6 protein-coding genes are annotated in these 17,509 nt (G+C 70.3%); 1 reads left to right on the forward strand and 5 read right to left on the reverse strand.

The annotated features are described in order from the left end of the window. Nucleotides 1-62 precede the first annotated feature (62 nt). Genes BN1701_RS15205 through BN1701_RS15215 form a run of 3 tightly spaced genes read right to left on the reverse strand, consistent with a single transcriptional unit; the run spans nt 63 to nt 10,692 of the window. Entirely contained in the window at nt 63-320 is a 258-nt protein-coding gene (locus BN1701_RS15205; RefSeq protein WP_054049414.1) for a hypothetical protein, read from the reverse strand. Nucleotides 321-322: 2 nt separating this feature from the next. Continuing rightward, nucleotides 323-676 carry a DUF6086 family protein gene (locus BN1701_RS15210; protein WP_054049417.1) on the reverse strand — a complete coding sequence of 118 codons (354 nt, stop codon included), beginning with the start codon at nt 674-676 and terminating at the stop codon, nt 323-325. Then, entirely contained in the window at nt 673-10,692 is a 10,020-nt protein-coding gene (locus BN1701_RS15215) for a polymorphic toxin-type HINT domain-containing protein (RefSeq protein WP_082859864.1), read from the reverse strand. The genes BN1701_RS15210 and BN1701_RS15215 overlap by 4 nt, the downstream gene beginning before the upstream one ends. Before the next feature lie 233 nt (nt 10,693-10,925). On the opposite strand from BN1701_RS15215, the gene BN1701_RS15220 reads away from it, so the two are divergent. Continuing rightward, a complete protein-coding gene (locus BN1701_RS15220) occupies nt 10,926-14,018 on the forward strand; it encodes a M14 family metallopeptidase (protein WP_054049421.1) in 3,093 nt (1,030 codons plus the stop codon). Nucleotides 14,019-14,105: 87 nt separating this feature from the next. Here BN1701_RS15220 and BN1701_RS15225 read toward each other — a convergent pair whose 3' ends face one another. Next, nucleotides 14,106-16,070, reverse strand: a complete 1,965-nt coding sequence (locus BN1701_RS15225; RefSeq protein ID WP_157368001.1) for an EAL domain-containing protein — start codon at nt 16,068-16,070, stop codon at nt 14,106-14,108. A 440-nt stretch (nt 16,071-16,510) separates the two neighbouring features. After that, nucleotides 16,511-17,464 (reverse strand): GlxA family transcriptional regulator, encoded by a 954-nt coding sequence (locus BN1701_RS15230; protein ID WP_054049425.1) that lies wholly within the window; start codon nt 17,462-17,464, stop codon nt 16,511-16,513. Nucleotides 17,465-17,509: the final 45 nt, after the last annotated feature.

Raw genomic sequence — 17,509 nt, forward strand, 5'->3', positions numbered from 1 at the left:
GGGTCCAAATGCGACGCACCAGGCGAGACCTGCCTGAGGCCGGTCAACCCCGGCCGCGACGTCTACCGGTAACGCGCGAAGATCGTTTCGGCGTGCCGTTCCGTCTCCTCCACCGGGATCAACGGCTCAAGCTCAGGGGCGAAGTCGTCCAGGAGCGCCCGCGCGTCGGCGAGGCTCATGCCCACTCCCTTGACCATCAGGTGAATGAAATTGAACGGGGTGAGGTTGAAGGTCTCGTCGCTTCGCAAGTCGGCGATGATCTCAGACAGCGGACGACCAGCCTTGACCATCGCGCGAGCCCTCACCGTCGTCTCTTCCATGGCTACATCGAGCGCCCGAACTCACGTGCCTCGACCAGCAGCGCCTGTTCCTGCTCCGACTTGGCGACGAGCTCCCCGTCAGCGCGCTCCAGCATGACCAGAGAGGCGAGCAACACGCCCCGGAACAGACCGTGCATCACAGGATGCCGGGTCGACGCGTGCACCTCGATCATCGCCTCGACGAACCGCCGGAACACCGGCACGTCCACCGCGCAGGTGCCGTCCGCCCGCGGGGTCAGCCCGGAGGGCACCCCGAACCGCTCCCCCGCCGCGTCGGCGAGGGACAGGTACAGCTGCCCGATCCGCAGGGCGGGATCCCACACGGTCTCCCGCCCCACCTCGAACGTGTAACTCACCCGGTGAACTCCAATCTGAGGTCCAGATCCGGGTAGGCCGTCCGCAGCGCGTCGAAGTGTGCCTCCAGCGCCGAACGGAACCTCGGGTCCATCTGCGAGCTGGTGAACCGGAACCCGATGGGCGCGTTCTCGTATCCGGGCACGTGCTCGCGGGCCTTGAGGTAGTTGGCGAGCTTCACGTCGACCTGCTTCACCATCCAGGAATCGTCGGCGTAGAACGCGCTCTTCTCCTCCCAAAGGACACCGCCGTCGAAGTGATCGATGTCGGTGATCTTGTTGCCGGTGTCCGGGTCGAACACATCGTATTCTCGTTGGCCGTCGAGTTCCTCGCACCCGGAGTTGTGCACGAGGACCGGGGTGTCGCCCGCGAGCACGTGGTAGGTGTGCAGGTCGGCGACGGTGAAGTTGTGCACCGTGGCGTTCTGGTACCTCAACTGGGTGCCGAAGACCAGCACCTGGCGCCCATCCGACGTCAACAGGTCGTCGCCCGGACGCAACTCGTCGGCGCGGACCCACTCGCTCCGGCCGGGTGACCAGAACGGGTGGCCGTCGGTTGCGGTGACGACCGCGCCGCCGTCGACGGTGATCCGCACGAGCCGCTTCAGGTCGCTGTCGACCCGGGTCGCGGTGACCTCCCGGGCGCCGCGTTCACCGGTCTCCGGGTCGGCGGCGGCCACCTTGTCGCCGGGCCGAATGTCCTCGATGCGCTTGGTGGTGCCGTCGGCCATGAGGACCCCGGTGCCCGGGATGAAGCTCTTGCCCGGCTTGCAACTCGGCGCGTCGAGGTGCCGCGCGTTGCCCGCGCCGTGGCTGCCGAGCAGCAGATCGCCCAACATGCCCAGCGACGCGCCGACGGCGCCGCCGTAGTTGCCGCTGTTCCACTTGTCGCGAACGTCCTTGGTCGCCCCGTCGAGGACGCTGCCGCCGTATCCGAGTGGGTCGCTCAGCGCGTAGTCAACCGTGCCGACGACGCTGTTGATGTTGTCCTTGCACGGCTGGCTGTTCTCCAGCAGGCCGACGGTGCACTCCAGCGCGTTGACCCCGACCCCGACGACGTCCGCGCCCGCGTTGAACGCGTATTCGCCAAGGCTGAAGATGCCATTGGCGATCTGGCACCGCGCACCGCAGTCCGCGGCCTCGCTGCCGTTGGCGTCGGTGACCAGGTAGCCCACCACCGGTTGCCCGGCAAGGCCGGTGACGACCACGGGCGTGCCGGTCGGCGGCGCCGACGGGTTGGGCCGGTTGGTGTTGGGCAGCGTCTGCGTCGTGGACGGACGTGGCGTCTGCTTGTTGTTGTTCACCACCGCGACCGGCGGAGGCGGAGGCGGCGGCGGCGGGGCGGCCTTGCCTGGGGTCCCGCTGGGCTTGCCACTGCCGTTGTTGCCGCCCTTGGTGCCGCCGGGTTTGGTTCCGTTCGGTTTGGTTCCGGTCGGCTTCGTGCCAGGGTTGGGAGTCGGTGGAGTGAGCGAGTTCCGTTCACTCTGTCGGAAGTCGTTGTCGGCCTGCGTGCGGTTGTTGCCACACCCGCCCGCGTAGGTGCACCACGGGACATAGACCGTCGACTGCGACGGCTTCATCTGGTTGGCGATGACCGCCCCGGTCCCCACCGCGGCACCAGTGCCGATGACGACAAGGATGACGGGGACGAACCAGACGAGATGACCCGAGGGGTCACTGTGGCTCATCGGGCTGCCGTTGCCGTAGGTGTAGCGGTTCGCCTGCGCCACCGGACTGGGTTCGAGCGTCCAGGTGTCCCGCGAGACGAACACCGACTGGCTCGGGTCGTACCAGCGCGCGTGCGCGTTGACGTGCCCGGTCAGCGGGTCGGTGTACCCGGCCTGGTAGCCCAGCGCGGGCCGCTCCCCCGACACCGAGGCCGGGTCACCGAACGGGGTGAACGCCGTCGAGGCGACCGGCAGCCCGGTGGCCGGGTCGAACGCGCCGGTGACGTCGCCGTGGCCCGCCTCGGTCAGCACGGATCGGGTCGTACCGCCGGAGGTCCGGTCGGACACGGGGGCTCCCCCTGCGTCGCGGGAGATCAGCGACTCCCCGCCGCCCGAAGGCATGGCCACCGGGTCGTTGGCGAGGCCTGCGTAGCTGAACGCGGCGCCGTTTCGGGTTACCAGGCGGTCAAGCGCGTCGTAGGCGTAGGCCGCCGACGCGCCGCCCTTGGTGGCGCTGGTCAGCCGCTCGAACGCGTCGAACTGGTACTCGGCCAGGCCCGCGGGGGTCTCGGTCGAGGCCAGCACGCCGCGGGCCTTGTAGGTGTTGGTGACCGTCGGCACCGACGGCCCCGAGGTCGACAGCAGCCGGTTGCGCGCGTCGAAGGTCGACGTCACGGTCCCGCTCGCCGAGGTCACCGTGGTGCGGTTGGACGCCTTGTCCCAGCCGTAGGTCCGCTGGTCGCCGTCCGGGCCGAGCCACGATGCGAGCCTGCCGAGGCCGTCGTAGGCGTAGGTGTTGCCACCGGCTCCGGTCAGGCCCGCGACGGTCTTGCCGGTCATCAGGTCGTCGCGGTCGTAGGCATAGGCGGTCGACGTGGTAACCGTGCCGTCCGGCTTGGCCAGCTTCTCCCCGGTGACGCGGCTCAGGTCGTCGTACTCGAAGCCGCGGGTGGCCGCCCCGGCGCCGTAGCCGACCGAGGTGATCCGGCTGAGCGAGTCATAGCCGTAGGACAGGGTGCGGCCGGTCAGCGGGTCGGCCGTGCTCGCGAGCCGACCCGCCGTGTCATAGCCGAAGGTCGTGGTGCCCGTCTTGTCGGTCCGGTTGACCATCCTCCCGTCGCCGTCGTAGGCGAACGACGCCGTGCCCGACCCGCCCGAGGTGCCGGTGAGCAGGCCGCGGTCGTTCCAGGTGACGGTGGTGTCCCCGCCCGGCCCCGAGAACCGGGTGATCCGGCCCGCGGCGTCGTACGACAGCGATTTCGGCGCGGTCGCGGCGACAGTGCCCGCGCCGGTCTCGCCGGTGAGTCTGCCAAGTCCGTCGAAGGCGCGCTCGACGGTGACCCCGCCGGGCAGCGCGTCCTTGACCGGGCGGCCCGCGACGTCGTAGGTCGTGGTCCAGGTCCGGTTCGAGGCCGCGGTGTGCGCGGCGGTGGCGGGCTCGATGATCGATTCGAGCGCACCCCACCGGGTGTAGGTGTAGTCGGTCGCTTTGCCGTTGCCGTCGACCATGCGCGTGCGGTGCCCCGCCGCGTCATAGCCGAGCTGCACCGTCACCGGGTCGTTCGCCGTGGCGAACTGGGTGATGGCGGTGGTGCGGCCCGCGGCGTCGTAGCCCCACTGCGTGCGCCTGCCCTCGGCGCTGAGGGTCTCGGTGCGCCTGCTCGCGGCGTCGTAGCCGTAGGTGCGGGTGCGCAGCGGCGCGGAGAACCCGGCCCAGCCGGTCGCGGTGTGGTCGGTCTCCTTGACCAGGCGGCCCGCCGCGTCGTAGCGCAGGCTGATGCCCTGGCGGTCGCCGACCATCCGGTCGAGCAGCCTGCCCGCGTGGTCGTACTGCATCCACGTCACCACGCCGTCCGGGCCGGTCACGTCGCTGAGCTCGCCGACCTGGTTGTAGCCGAACCTGGTCTGCACGCCCGTGGGTGTGGTGGTCTTGGTCAGCCAGCCCTTGCTGTTGCGCTCGTGGTTGGTGGTGAAGTAGACGGTCTGGCCGTCCACGCGCTCGGCGCGGGTGTTGGTGAGCGGGTTGCCCAACGCGTCGTAGGTCGACTCGACGACGGCGCCGGTCGCGTCGGTGACGCGCAGCACCTGGCCGACCCTGTCATAGGCCAAAGTGGACACTGGGGCCTGCGCGGGACCGGTGCCGTCCGGGTCGGGCTGGGTGCGGCTGGTGGGCCTGCCGAAGTAGTCGTAGGCCACCGTCGACACCCCGCCGCGCGGGTCGATCGCCTCGACCGGCAGCCCCCGCTCGTCATAGCGGGTCGTCGCGGTCGCGGTCAGCGTCGCGCCGCCCGGCTGGGTGTAGTCCGGTGAGGTCACCGAGGTCGGGCGGCCAAGGGCGTCGACCTGGGTCCGGGTGACCGAGCCCAGCGGATCGCGCTGTTCGGTCACGTCGCCGTAGGCGTTGTAGCCGACCGTGTTCGCGGCCCGGGTCCCCGGCGTGCGCACACCGGCCACCCAGGTGTCGACGGCGGGTTGCGTGGTGCTGACCATCCTGCCGACGGCGTCGTAGGTGTAGTCGGTGGTGGCGCCCGCCGGATCGGTGCCTGCGACGATCTTGCCGCGCGGGTCCCGGGTGATCACCGAACGCAGCTCGGCCGGTGTGGCGCCCGGGTTCTCGACGACGATGGCCGTCTGGCGGTTCGCCGCGTCGTATTCGTAGCGGGTGGAGTTGGTCGGGGCCGCGGCCTCGGCGGCCTCCAGGCGCACCGACGACACCCGGCCGCCCCAGCCGTCGGCGGGCTTGGCGTCCCGCACCCGGACTCGGGGCAGCTTGTTCGCCATGAACGGGGCCAGGTCGAACACGTGCTCGGCCAGGTTGGAGGTGTCGGTGATCGGCCTGGTCTCGCGGGCCAACTCGGTCCAGGTCACCCCATCGGCGCTGCCCTCGACCAGGTACTGGTTCGACAGCCGCAGCGCGACCTTCATCGATGTGTACGACCGAGTGGCGCCGCTGAGCGAGTTGGACGGCGTCGGGAGCTGGAACCGGTAGGTCCAGGACTTGTCGTTGTCGGCGAACCGCGCGCCCACCCCATCGATCTGTGAGGTGTCAGGCTGGCCCGGATCCATCGAGTTCGCGTGCGCGCTCAGGCTCTGGAACGCGATGCCGGTGTGCTTGCGTTCGGAGATCACGTTGCCCGCCGCGTCCCGCACGTAGGTCGCGCCCCGGCGCAGGAAGCCGCTGTCGTCGACCTCGGCCTGCAGCAGGTTGGCGTCGTCGTAGACGAAGGTGTGCGAGCTGGCGAACCGGCTCCAGAAGTCCGCGACGTTGCCCGCGTGGTCGTAGTTGCGCCACGCGAGGGTTTCCTCCGTGGCCACGCCCTGGGCGTTCCGCTTGACCAGGATCTCGCGGTTGAGCGGCCCGTTGCCGTGGTAGGTCAGTTTCCGCTCGCGGCCCTGGGCGTCCACGACCGAGGCGACGCGGCCGAGCACGTCGTAGGCGCGCGATTCCACGACCAGCCTGGTGCTGGCGGCGTCGAGCGGGTCGACCCCGGCACCCACGGCGGTGGTCTCGGTCAGCAGGTGGCGGTCGTCGTAGCGGTGTTCGAGGACACGGCCGCCCGCGTCGATGGTCTTGACGCGGTCGCCCGCGGCGTCCCATTCCTGGCGGGTGACGGTGTTGTCCGGCCCGGTGACCGAGGTGAGGCGGCCCGCCGGGTCATAGCCGTACTTGGTGGTGCGGGGCGCGTCGCCGCCGACGGCGTCGGACACCGTCTCCTCGGCGCGCCTGGCCGCGGCGTCGTACTTGACCGTCGACACGCGCTGGTGGGCCACGCCGGTGACGGTGTTGGTGACCGACGGCTCGGTGGTCTTGGTGACCTGGGAGAGCGCGTTGTACTCGTAGCTTGTCGTTCCCGTGTAGACCCACGCGCCGTCGACCTTCATCGACGCGGTCCGCTGGGTGACCCGGCCGAGCGCGTCGTAGCCGTGCTCGTGGCGCAGGTTGACCGGGTCGACCACGCTGCCAAAGTCGCCGGTCTTCCAGTAGTAGTACTGGGTGATCCCGCCGCGGGTGTCGGTGTGGCGCAGCAGCTTGCCCGCCGGGACCTTGCCGCCGTCGACCGATGTCTCGGTGCCGTTGGCGTAGGCGTGCGTCTCGACCGGGCTGGTCGTCACGCCCGAGGGCTTCGGGTAGGTCACCTTCACCACACGGCCCGCGGCGTCGACCTCGTAGCTGGTCTTGTGCGCTTCCTCATGCCCCCAGCCCTGGCCGTTGGTCTGCCAGAGCAGGGTGTCGTTGCGCGGGTCGAGCGGGTCGGCGGCGTTGAGGTAGTAGGCGTAGCCGCGGTAGCTCCACCGGCCCAGCCACCGCGCGGTGCGGATGATGTTGCCGCGCGCGTCGGTGTCGGTGTAGGTCGTCCAGCCCAGCGGATCGATCGTCTTGTGGACGAATCCGTTGGCGTTGTACTCCCACTTGGTCGAGCCGAGCGCGTCGCGGCGCTCCTTGATCCGGTTGCCGTTCTCGGTGTCGTAGGTATAGGTGATGTCGCTGCGCACGCTCGACCGCAGCGTGACCGAGCGGACCTTGTCGCCGACGACCGGCAGGTCAAGATTCCAGGTCGCGCTCGCGCGGTCGGTCAGCGAGGTCACGCGCCCGCCCTGCCCGTCGTAGCCGACCTGGGTGGCCACGAAGCCACCGGGCTCGGTGACCTTGCTCAGCCGGTGGGTCGGCGCACGCAGCCGGTGGTGGGCCCGCACCGCGTTGGCGCCGAGGGCGTGCTGGTAGAACGCGACCTCGTCGATCGACCCGGTGAACGGGAAGTACCCGGCGGGCGCGTCGGGCCACACGTTCGTCCAACCGTTGCCCACCAACACCTTCGGCATGAAGTCGTGGTGCACGGGACGCCCGGTGATCTGGCCGATCTGCTGCCCGTCGAGCCACAGGGTGTGGGTGTCCACGGCCGCCGACAACACCACGTGGTGCCACTGGCCGTCATCGACCCGGCCCGCGGACACCATCTGCGCGCTGCCGGTGGTCGTCCAGAGGTTACCGCGCAGCTTGCCGCCGTTGGCGACGTAGAGCAGCGGCGTGTACATCGTCGGCGGCGTGCCCATGTCGGTGTTCTGCTCGGTGGCGAGCACGCCCGCCTTGCCGGGCTCGGCCTTGAACCACATCTCCACGCCGAAGGCCATGGACTTGCTGAGCAGCTCGGACGGCGCGGAGACGGTCGAGCCACTGGCGGCGTCGAACGTGGCGCCGAAGTCGGTCGACCCGCCGATCGCGCCCGGCTGCCCCTGGGCGACGTTCTGGTAAGTGCCGTTGCCCTCGCCGGTGGTGCGGGCGGCCTGGTTGTTGGCCGTGGAGCCGCTCGCCTCACCCAGCGTCCAGTAGGCGGCCGGGTTGTCGTCCAACACCGCCGAGCGGTAGTGCGCGGACTCGGTGTAGTCGTAGGCGGTGCACCCGTTCGGGTCGTGCGGCAGACACGCGCTGGTCAGCCGGTCCCCGGCGTAGGTGTAGGCCCAGGTCGGCGCGGCGGCCCCGACGGCGGGCGGGTCGGCCGCGATCGCGGTGACGTGCCCGCCTGCCCAGGTCAGGCGCAGCGCCCGGCCGGTGATGTCATCCTTGATCGTCGACACCTGGGTCGAGGTGCCGTCGTAGACCAGCGACTGGGTGTTTCCCGAGGCGTCGACGACCTTGGTGAGCCTGCCCACGGTGTCGAACACCCGGCGGGTGCCGGTCGCGTCGCGCACGGTCGAGTCGGTCGCGGTGCGCACCAGGGTCAGGTTCACCCCGGGCGGAGGGGCGAAGGTGCCGTCGGCGTTGCGGCCGAACCGCAACTGCAGCCCCGTGGCCAGGGTGGCTACCACGTTGCCCGAGCCGTCACCGTCGTCGACCAGGCGCTGGTCGAGCGAGGTCGTCCAGCCCGCGCCGAAGGCGCCGGTGACGCGCGGGTCCTGCGAGTTGTAGGTGCGGCGCACCGACAGCGGCGGGCCAGGCACCGACACCTGCGCGTCGAGCACCCCGGCGCCGAAGTTGCCCGCCTGTGGGTTCACCCCGGCCAGGTCGCCGCCGTCGGCGGTGCCCACCAGTCGCGAGGTGATCTGCGGCTGCGGCACCACCGGGGTAAGGTGGAAGGGGCCGAGTTTGTCGCTCTCGCTGTTGTTGTCCGAGAGCTTGACGTACCAGTGGCCGCCGTCGCTCCACCGGAATGGTCCATTCGCGACAGTCCAGTTGGGCTGGTCCTGCCAACCGGAGTTCGCGCAGCGCACCGGCGCGTTCGACGGCCCGCCGCACGCCTCGAACCAGTACTTCTTCCCCGTGTTCGGCCAGTTGTCCGGGTCGCTGTAGGCCGCCCACAGCGTCGGGCGCAGCGAGTCGACGGTGGCGTTGTTCGCCGGGTGGTGTGCGGTGATCGTCGGCGGTGTGTTCGGCACGGTGAACGTCGCCTCGAACCGCGGCACATCCCCGAACGGGGCGTACGCGCACCCACTGGAGCACAGCGCCCCCGACTGCGCCATGCCCAGCACCGTCCGGTAGGTGCCCGGCGGCAGCATCGGCACCTTCACATCGATCTTGACCGTCTGGTGCGGGCCGGTCGCCGACGGCACGTTGAACTGGCTGTAGTTCACCAGGCCGGACGAACCGAGCTTGGAGATCATCTCCTCGCCCGCGCCGTTGTAGATCGACTGCCGCAGCACGTAGGTGCTCGCGCCGCTGCTCGCGGTCGGCCAGGTGCTCACGCCCCAGTTGGTGGCGTTGACCGGCAGCACGCCGTCGGTCGTCCCGGTCACCTGCGTGGTGAACCCGCCGGTCGCCAGCGCGTAGGACGCGCCCTCCACCGAGTAGCTGATGTCGAGGAAAGGCACGTTGCCCGCCTGCGGCGACTGCGCCGAGGAGAATCGCTTCCAGCCGTAGGAGTCGGAGTACGACGCGCCGAGGCGGAAGCCGTGGAACGCTTCCACGCCGTGCACCCAGCGGGTCATGGGCTCGGTGAGCAGCGGGATGGTCAGCCAGGCCGCCGTGGTGCCGTAGGAGGCGTTGATCACGCCGACGGACGACCAGTCGAACGCCGGGCCCGGCCAGCGGTCGACCTCGGTGCCCCACGGCTGGGTCACTCGGAACACGTACAGGTCGCGCGCGCTGGGCGGGCAGCAATACGAGTAGATCTCGTGCACGTTCAGCGAGGCGCCGAGGATCTGGTGGTTGCGCAGACTGTTGAATGCCTCGTTGAAGTGCAGGTAGGACGCCGCGACGTGGCCGCCGCCGTCCCAGGTGCCCGCCTTCAGCTCGGTCTCCCACGCGCTCACGCCCGGGGTGGCGTTCGACATGACATACGTGTCGTCGGCGTCGACGTTGTCGCGCAGGGTCGGGTCGACATAGACCGGGAACACGCGCGCCTTGTCGGCCAGCCACGCCGCGTCGATCTCCACCCGCAGCCGGGTGCGGCCCTGCTCCTTGGTCACGCTGTACCGCACGCCGTTGGACCGGGCACCCTCGCCAGAGCGCGGGTCGATCGCCGAGTCGGTCATGAACCCGGGCGGGATCAGCCCCTCGACCACGCCTTTCGGCGACACGAACCGCACCGCGCCGGTCTTCGGGTCCACCTCGGCGCGCAGTCCGCCGGTCAGCTTCAGCGTGAAGTCCCACACCGTCGGCGCGTTCGCCGAGTGCAGGACGATGTCCTCCTTGACGCCCCAGCCTGCCGTGGTGAACTCCAGGTCGGCGCCGGGCCGGATGCCGCGGAACTTCGCCTTGCCCTGCCCGTGCCCACCCGCGTCGACGGCCACGTCGGCGGACTGCTCCAGGCCGAGTTCGACCCGGCCCGACGCCAGGTCCATCGCCACCAGGGCGGCGTCCGAACCCCGGCCCGCGATGTCGACTTTGGACCCGTGCTTGGGCCGGGCCCGACCGTCGGCGCCCCGCACGAGGGCGGTGTCGATCGGCGCGAGCTTGCCGTCGGCGCCCTTCTTGTACCGCTCACCGGCGTACACCCGGCGCGTGCGGGTCCCGTCGGGGTTGGCGAACTCGGTGGTGGTCGTGGTGCGCTTGGCGGTGTCCTCAGTGGAGCGGTTCGGGTCGAACCCGCCGAACCGCTTCGGCACCTCGCTGACCGTCGCGCGCACATCGGCCCCGGGAATGGCGGGGTCGGCGGCCGGAACCCGCGCCCCGACCACCTCCGGGCGGGTGTTGGGCGCGGGTTCGCTGGTCTGCGGCTCGCCGCCGGTGACCTCGTGGCCGCGGCCCGCGCCGTGGCCCGCCACCTGGCTCGGCCGGTCGGTGCTCGCGCCGGCCGGAAGCCCACGCTGCGCCGCAGCCGAGGACGCGAACACGGGCAAGCCGGTGACGCTCAACGCGACAGCGAGGACGACGACCAGCATCCGCTCGCGCGAGGACGCGCGCGAAGAAGCCCCCATGATTCTCCAAACCCCAGAGCGAGCACACCCGCGCCCGCGACGCGACACATTCTGACGACGCACTCTGATGTCGCAAATACGCCAGATGGCGCAAACGTGATGTCGTCAGTGTTGGTCAATCGGTGACTCAATCCGCACCCAGATGGGGTCCAAAGGCCCATAAACCTGGCCGCCTGCGGGCGTAGCCTCCGCCGTGGACTTGCGCTAAGCACGCACGGTCGAAAGGTGACGCCATGAAGCGGACCGCGGTCATCCTGTCCACTCTCGCCCTGGTGTTCTCCGGTGTGGTGATGCCGCCCGCCCAAGCCGCTCCCACGTCGGAATCGCTGGAGGTCTACAACGTCCTGACGTCCCCCGAGACGGCGGGCGAGCTAGCCAGGGATGGCCTCGACGTGGTGGCCGCGCGGACAGTGGGCGACCAGGTCGAAGTCGAGGTCGTGCTGGCCGACAGCGAGCGTGACCGGCTGGTCGGGCGGGGGCTCGACGTCAAGGTGAAGCGCACCAAGGACGGCAAGTCCACCCGGCAGTTGGCCGCCGAGCAGGCGGCGAACGGGTTCACCGTGTGGCGGTCCTACGACGAGCCCGGCGGGATCCGCGACCAGATCTACGCGCTGGCGCGGGCCAATAGGAACCTGGTCAAGCTGGAAGTGCTGGGGCACACCGGGCAGGGCCGCGAGATCATCGCGGTCAAGGTCACCCAAGGTGCGCCGGGAATCGCCGACGGGAGTCGGCCCGCGGTGCTGTATTCGTCCACACAGCACGCGCGGGAGTGGATCAGCACCGAGGTCAACCGCAGGCTGCTCAACCACTACGTCGACCGATTCAAGGCCAACGATCCCGAGATCAAGCGGCTGCTCAAGGACACCGAGCTCTGGTTCATCCTGGTGGCCAACCCCGACGGCTACCAGTACTCGTTCGACGCCGAGCGGCTGTGGCGCAAGAACCTCAGGGACAACGACAACAACGGCGTGACGACCGTCGGTGACGGCGTCGACCCGAACCGCAACTTCAACGAGCACTGGAACTACGACGCCGAAGGGTCGTCGTCGGCCACGTCCAGTGAGACCTACCGCGGGGCGAACGCGGCCTCCGAGCCCGAGACCCGGGCCATGGCCGGGCTGCTGGACCGGATCAAGCCGAAGTTCCAGTCCAACTGGCACTCGGCGGGCGAGTGGATCCTCTACCCGCAGGGCTGGCAGACCGGCACCCCCGAGGCGGACAACCCGATCTACGTGGCGCTGGCGGGCACCGACGCCAACCCCGCGATCGCCGGGTTCGACCCCGGCATCAGCTCCGACGAGCTGTACGTGACCAACGGCGAGACCACCGACTACGCCGACACCAGCGCCGGAACCGTCGCGTTCACCCCGGAACTCAGCGAGGGCTGCGAGGGTTGCGGCTTCGTGTTCCCCGACGACCCGGCACTCGTGGAGGCCCAGTTCCAGCGGACACTGCCGTTCGCGCTGTCGCTGGCCCGCTCGGCGCCCGACCCGGCCAACCCGAAGTCCGCGGTCGGCATCACCGCCGCGCCGTTCTACCTCGACCAGGCCGACATCGACCCGGAGAACGGCCCACTGTCCATGATGGACTTTACCTTCGACGTCTCCTATGGCGACCCGCAGCAGGTGCGGGTCCTGGCGAAGAAGTCCCTCGGCGCCGTCACGGCGAAGTGGGAGATCGACGGCGTCACGCACAGCGCGCCGACGACCGAGTGGACCGGCGGCGAGCGCTACGGCGTCGGCAACGCGAACTACTACCACGTGGTCAGCGGCGAGGTCACCGGGACGAGTCCGGGTGACAAGGTGAAGGTGTGGTTCGAGGGCGGCGGCGCGACCAGCCCGTCGTTCGAGTACCAGGCCGTCGCCGAGACCGGCGACCGCGTGCTCGTGCTCGCGGCCGAGGACTACACCGGCGCGTCCCCGCCCATGCCCGGGGTGACGAGCCCGCAGTTCCTGTCGTACTACACCGACGCGCTGACCGCTTCGGGGATCAGCCACGACGTGTACGACGTCGACGCCAACGGCCGCGTCGCGCCGGACGCGCTCGGCGTGCTCAGCCACTACGACGCCGTCGTCTGGTACACCGGCAACGACGTCATCACCCGAGAACTCGGATGGGGCCCGGGCAACGCGTCGAGCCTGGCCCAGACCGAGCTGTTCGAGATCCGCGACTACCTCAACGAGGGCGGGAAGGTGCTCTACACCGGCAAGTTCGCCGGGCACCAGTACGCCACCGGCCACGGCACCATGCTCTACGACCCGTTCGAGAACGCCCAGTGCCGCGCCGACCCGGCGATCCAGGCCCGCTGCCGCCCGCTCAGCGGCGCGGGCGACAACATCAACGACGTCATCGAGTACTGGTTCGGCGCGTCGACGATCAACGAGGACGCCGGAACCGATCCGGACACCGGCGATCCGTTCGACGTCAAGGGCGTCTCCGACCCGTACACCGGGCTCGCGTTGAGCCTCAACGGCGCCGACAGCGCGCAGAACCAGAACCACACCGCGTCGTTCCTGACCACCAGTGGCCTGCTCCCGGTCGGCCAGTACCCGCAGTTCGCGAGCACCGTGGCCGCGGGCTGGGACCGCCCCGGCGGTCCGTTCGCCCCGCACACCGGCGACTTCTACGTCTATTCCCAGATCGGTGACATCTCCTACAAGCGGCTGACCCGAACCCTGGCCGTCCCGGCGGGCGGCGCCCAACTCTCGTTCTGGACGTCGTACGACACCGAACCCGCGTGGGACCACCTGTTCGTCGAGGCCCGAACGGCGGGCGGCGACAACTGGACCACGCTGCCCGACCTCAACGGCCACACCACCGCGGACCCGGGCGAGAGCTGCCTGGCCGGGTGGCGCGACCTGCACCCGCACCTCGACCGCTACCAGACCCTCAACCCGGACGGCACCTGTTCGCCGACCGGCGCGGGCGGCGTGTGGAACTCGTCCTCCGGCAGTTCGCACGGCTGGCAGCAGTGGAATGTCGACCTGGCCGCCTACGCGGGTCAGTCGGTGGAGATCTCGATCGCCTACGCCAGTGACTGGTCGATCCAGGGCCTCGGCGCCTTCATCGACGACATCGTCATGACGACCGGCGAGGGAACGACCTCCTTCGAGACCGGCCTGGACGGCTGGGCGGCGACCGGCCCGGCCGCGGGCAGCGCCCCCAACCCGAACAACTTCATCCGAGCCACCGCCGCGGGCTTCCCCGAGGGCGCCGTCGTGGCCACCGCCGACACCCTCTACTTCGGATTCGGCTTCGAGGGCATCAGCGGCGCCGCCGTGCGGAACGAGGTGATGGACCGCGCCATCGAGTACCTGATCAACTAGACGCGTTCGCCCGAGTCTCGCTGAACGAGGTGATGGATCGAGCGATCGAGTACCTGATCAACTAGACCATTTCGACGCTGGACGGGGTCACCTGCGGGTGATCTCGTCCAGCGTCGTTGGTTCACCGAACAGCGGGCCTTCGCCGAGGTCCACCCCGACCTCGGCCCACCAGGCCGCCTCCCGAGCCGTCTTAAGCCCGCCGACGATCATCGACAGACCGGACGAGCGCACGAGCGGCACCAGCCCTCGGGCGGCCAGCACCCCGGGCAGGCCGGACTTGGCGTTCTCCGACACCCAGGTCGCCACCGATCCGACCAGTCGCACCGCGCGCAGCGGCATAGAGTCCAAATAGGTCAGATCGCGGCTCGCGGCGCCATAGCCGTAGAGGATGATGCCCACGCCGAGGCCCGCGAGTACTTCGAGGTTGTCCTCAGCGGGCCGGTCCGGCGCGTGCAGGGCAGGCACCGGGAACCCGAGATCCAGACGCGACGGCGCCAACCCGGCCTCGTCGAGCGCGCCGCGGACCGAGGCGACGAGATCGGGGTCGACCGCCTCTTCCTTGGTCAGCTCCAGGTACAGCCGTACCGCGTCGTGACCGGCGACCTGCTGGGCGCCCTCTTCGAGCAGCCAGCGGCCGATCCGCGGGCCGAACCCGGTGTCGGCGATGGCCCGCAGACACGCGCGGTGGTCGAGCAGGCCCACTTCGGGATGCCGCCACCGCAGCGACGCCTGGATGGCGACGGTCCGGTTGTCGGCCAAGGCGATGATCGGCCGGTAGCACACCTGGATCTGCCCGCTCCCCCACGCGCCGGGCACCGAGGCCGCGAGCCGCAGCTGGGCGCGTCTGGCCTGATCGGCTACCGGGTCGACCAGGCCCCACTGACCGCGACCACCGGACTTCAACGCGCGCAGCGTGATCGCGGTCGCGCATAACAGTTCCACGGGGTCGGCGCCGGGCTCGACATCGCGGGCCACGGCGATGGTCGCCGACGCCGCGACCCCATGACCGTCCACATAGGTCGGTTCGGCGAGCTCGACGTTGATCCGCTGCGCCAGCGCCGCGACGTCGCGCCCACGCCGCAACAACACCGCGAACTCGTCGGCGCCGAACCGCGCCACACACGCCGCGTCGCCCACCACCGAGTTCAGCTTGGCCGCGACCGCGCGTAACAGCGCGTCGCCTACGGTCCAGCCAAGCCCGTGGTTGATCACCGAGAACGCGTCGAGGTTGAGGTGCAGCACCGAGGCGGACGCCGTGCCGCCGAGGGCCTCCTCCAGCTTGCCGATGAACGCGTGCCGGTTGGCCAGCCCGGTGAGCGGGTCGTGGGTGCCCTGGTAGCCCAGCCGGTGTTCGAGCAGGTGCAGGTGCGACACGTCCTGCGCCAGGGTCACCACCGCGTCCGGCCGCCCGGCCCGGTCCCGCTGGACCAGCACCGCCAGGTGCACCCAGGCCAGGTCCCCGTCGGCCCGGATCAGCCGCGTGCGTTCCCTCGGCCGCCCCCATTCCTCATCCGAGTCGAGCAGTTCGGCGTAGCCCGCCAGCACTGTCTCCCGGTCCAGCGGGTGCAGCAGATCGGCCAGCGGCGTACCCGGCATCCCATTCGCCTTGCGCCCCAGGATCGCCAGCGCCGCGCCGTTCGCCTGGATCACCGTGCCGTCGAGATCGGTCACCAACACCCCAACCGCGGCGAGGCTGAACAGCAGCCGCGACTGCTCCTCACTCGTCGCCAACGCGTGTTCCGCCGCGGCCAACCGAACCCCGGCCGCGAACGCCGCCAGAACCGACTCGACCCGCCCGTCCAACCCGACGACGCGGGAAAGTCCCTGGACCAACACAGTCGTGGTGGCGTCGAGATCGCTCGGCTCGACCAAGCCCGCCTCAACCACCAGCGCACCGACCTCAGCGGCCGCGTGCGAATCGAACGGCTCGGCGCCAAGCACCTCGACGAGTCGCTCCACGGATCCGATCAGCTCACGCCCGACGCGGACCCGTACCCCCGAATCCTGGTTGAGTGCCCCCGCCCACCGCTCCGCCAGCTCAGCTAGATCCACCGCGGTGCCGCCGCTCGCCTGGCACGTCCACTCCCGATGATCACCCGCCCGAGTGAGCGGTCCCGGCGGGCAACGTACCACCGTGCACACGCTCGAACACCCAAAGCGATCATTGCCCGCCCGTAACCCGCCGGCCAACCACCCAGACGGCCCAGCCCAACCCACAAGATCGACATCGGGGGCCGGGCTCGTCAGGCTTGGGGCCGCACCATCGGGTGAAACTGGGCGATCACGCTGTGCCCGGGGCCCCTACGACGGCCCCTGTGGGGAAAAAGCGGTGGCGGATAAGGCACCCCACACGCCAAGCAGCTTAGGGGCCGTCGTCCCCCCAGACACAGCGTGATCGCCCAGTTTCACCCGATGCTGCTCAGGCGGTCTGGTGCAGCTCTGTGGGTGGGGACACTCCGAAACCGTCGCGCCCTTGCCCGGCCGACTCCGCTCTAGGGAACAGGTTTGGCGGTCCCGAACGTGCGCCGGTAGGTGTCCGGCGAGACGCCGACCGCGCGGTGGAAGTGGCGGCGCATGGTGGTGGCCGTGCCCATGCCGGTGCGGGTGGCGATGGCGTCCACACCGTCCGCCGTGGTCTCCAGGAGCTCCTGCGCACGGTGGATGCGCTGCGTCAGCACCCATTGCAGGGGTGAGGTGCCGGTGACAGCGGCGAAGTGGCGAGTGAGGCTGCGCGCGCTCAAGTGGATCCGACGGGCCATGTCGGCGACCGTCAGCGGCTGGTCGAGGTTGGCGAGCAGCCAGGCGAACAGGTCCGACAGCGGATGGCCGCGCTCCTCAGGCACCGGGTTGGCGATGAACTGGGCCTGCCCGCCGGAACGGTGCGGCGGCACGATCAGGACGCGGGCCAGCGCGTTCGCCACCGCGACGCCGTAGTCGGTGCGGACTATGTGCAGGCAGAGGTCCATCGCGGCGGCTTTGCCCGCGGAGGTGAGGATCGTGCCGTTGTCGATGTAGAGCACGCTCGGGTCCACCTGCACCGCCGGGTGGCGCGCGGCCAGGACGGGCGCGTGGATCCAGTGGGTGGTGGCCCGCTTGTCGTCGAGCAGGCCCGCGGCGGCCAGGACGAACGCGCCCGTGCACAGGGAGACCACGCGCGCTCCCGCGGCGTGGGCGGCGCGGACCGCGTCGACCAGGTCGGCGGGTGGGGCTGAGTCGACGTCGGGGACCGCGGGGACGACCACGGTGTCGGCGGCGGCGAGATCGTCCAAGCCGCGCACGCTCCCCGGCGGGTACCAGGCCGACAGGCGGTCCCGGTCGGGGGTGCACACGGTGAAGTCGTACCAGGGGTCGGCCAGCCAGTGCCGATTGACGCCGAAGACATCGCTGGGGGCGGCCAGCTCGTACAGCGGCACCCCGGCGACGACGGCCAGCGCGATCGATCTCATGGCCGGAAGTGTACGGCACGTGGCGTTCCAGCCACTCACACTCGG

Source organism: Alloactinosynnema sp. L-07 (assembly GCF_900070365.1).
GTDB lineage: Bacteria > Actinomycetota > Actinomycetes > Mycobacteriales > Pseudonocardiaceae > Actinokineospora.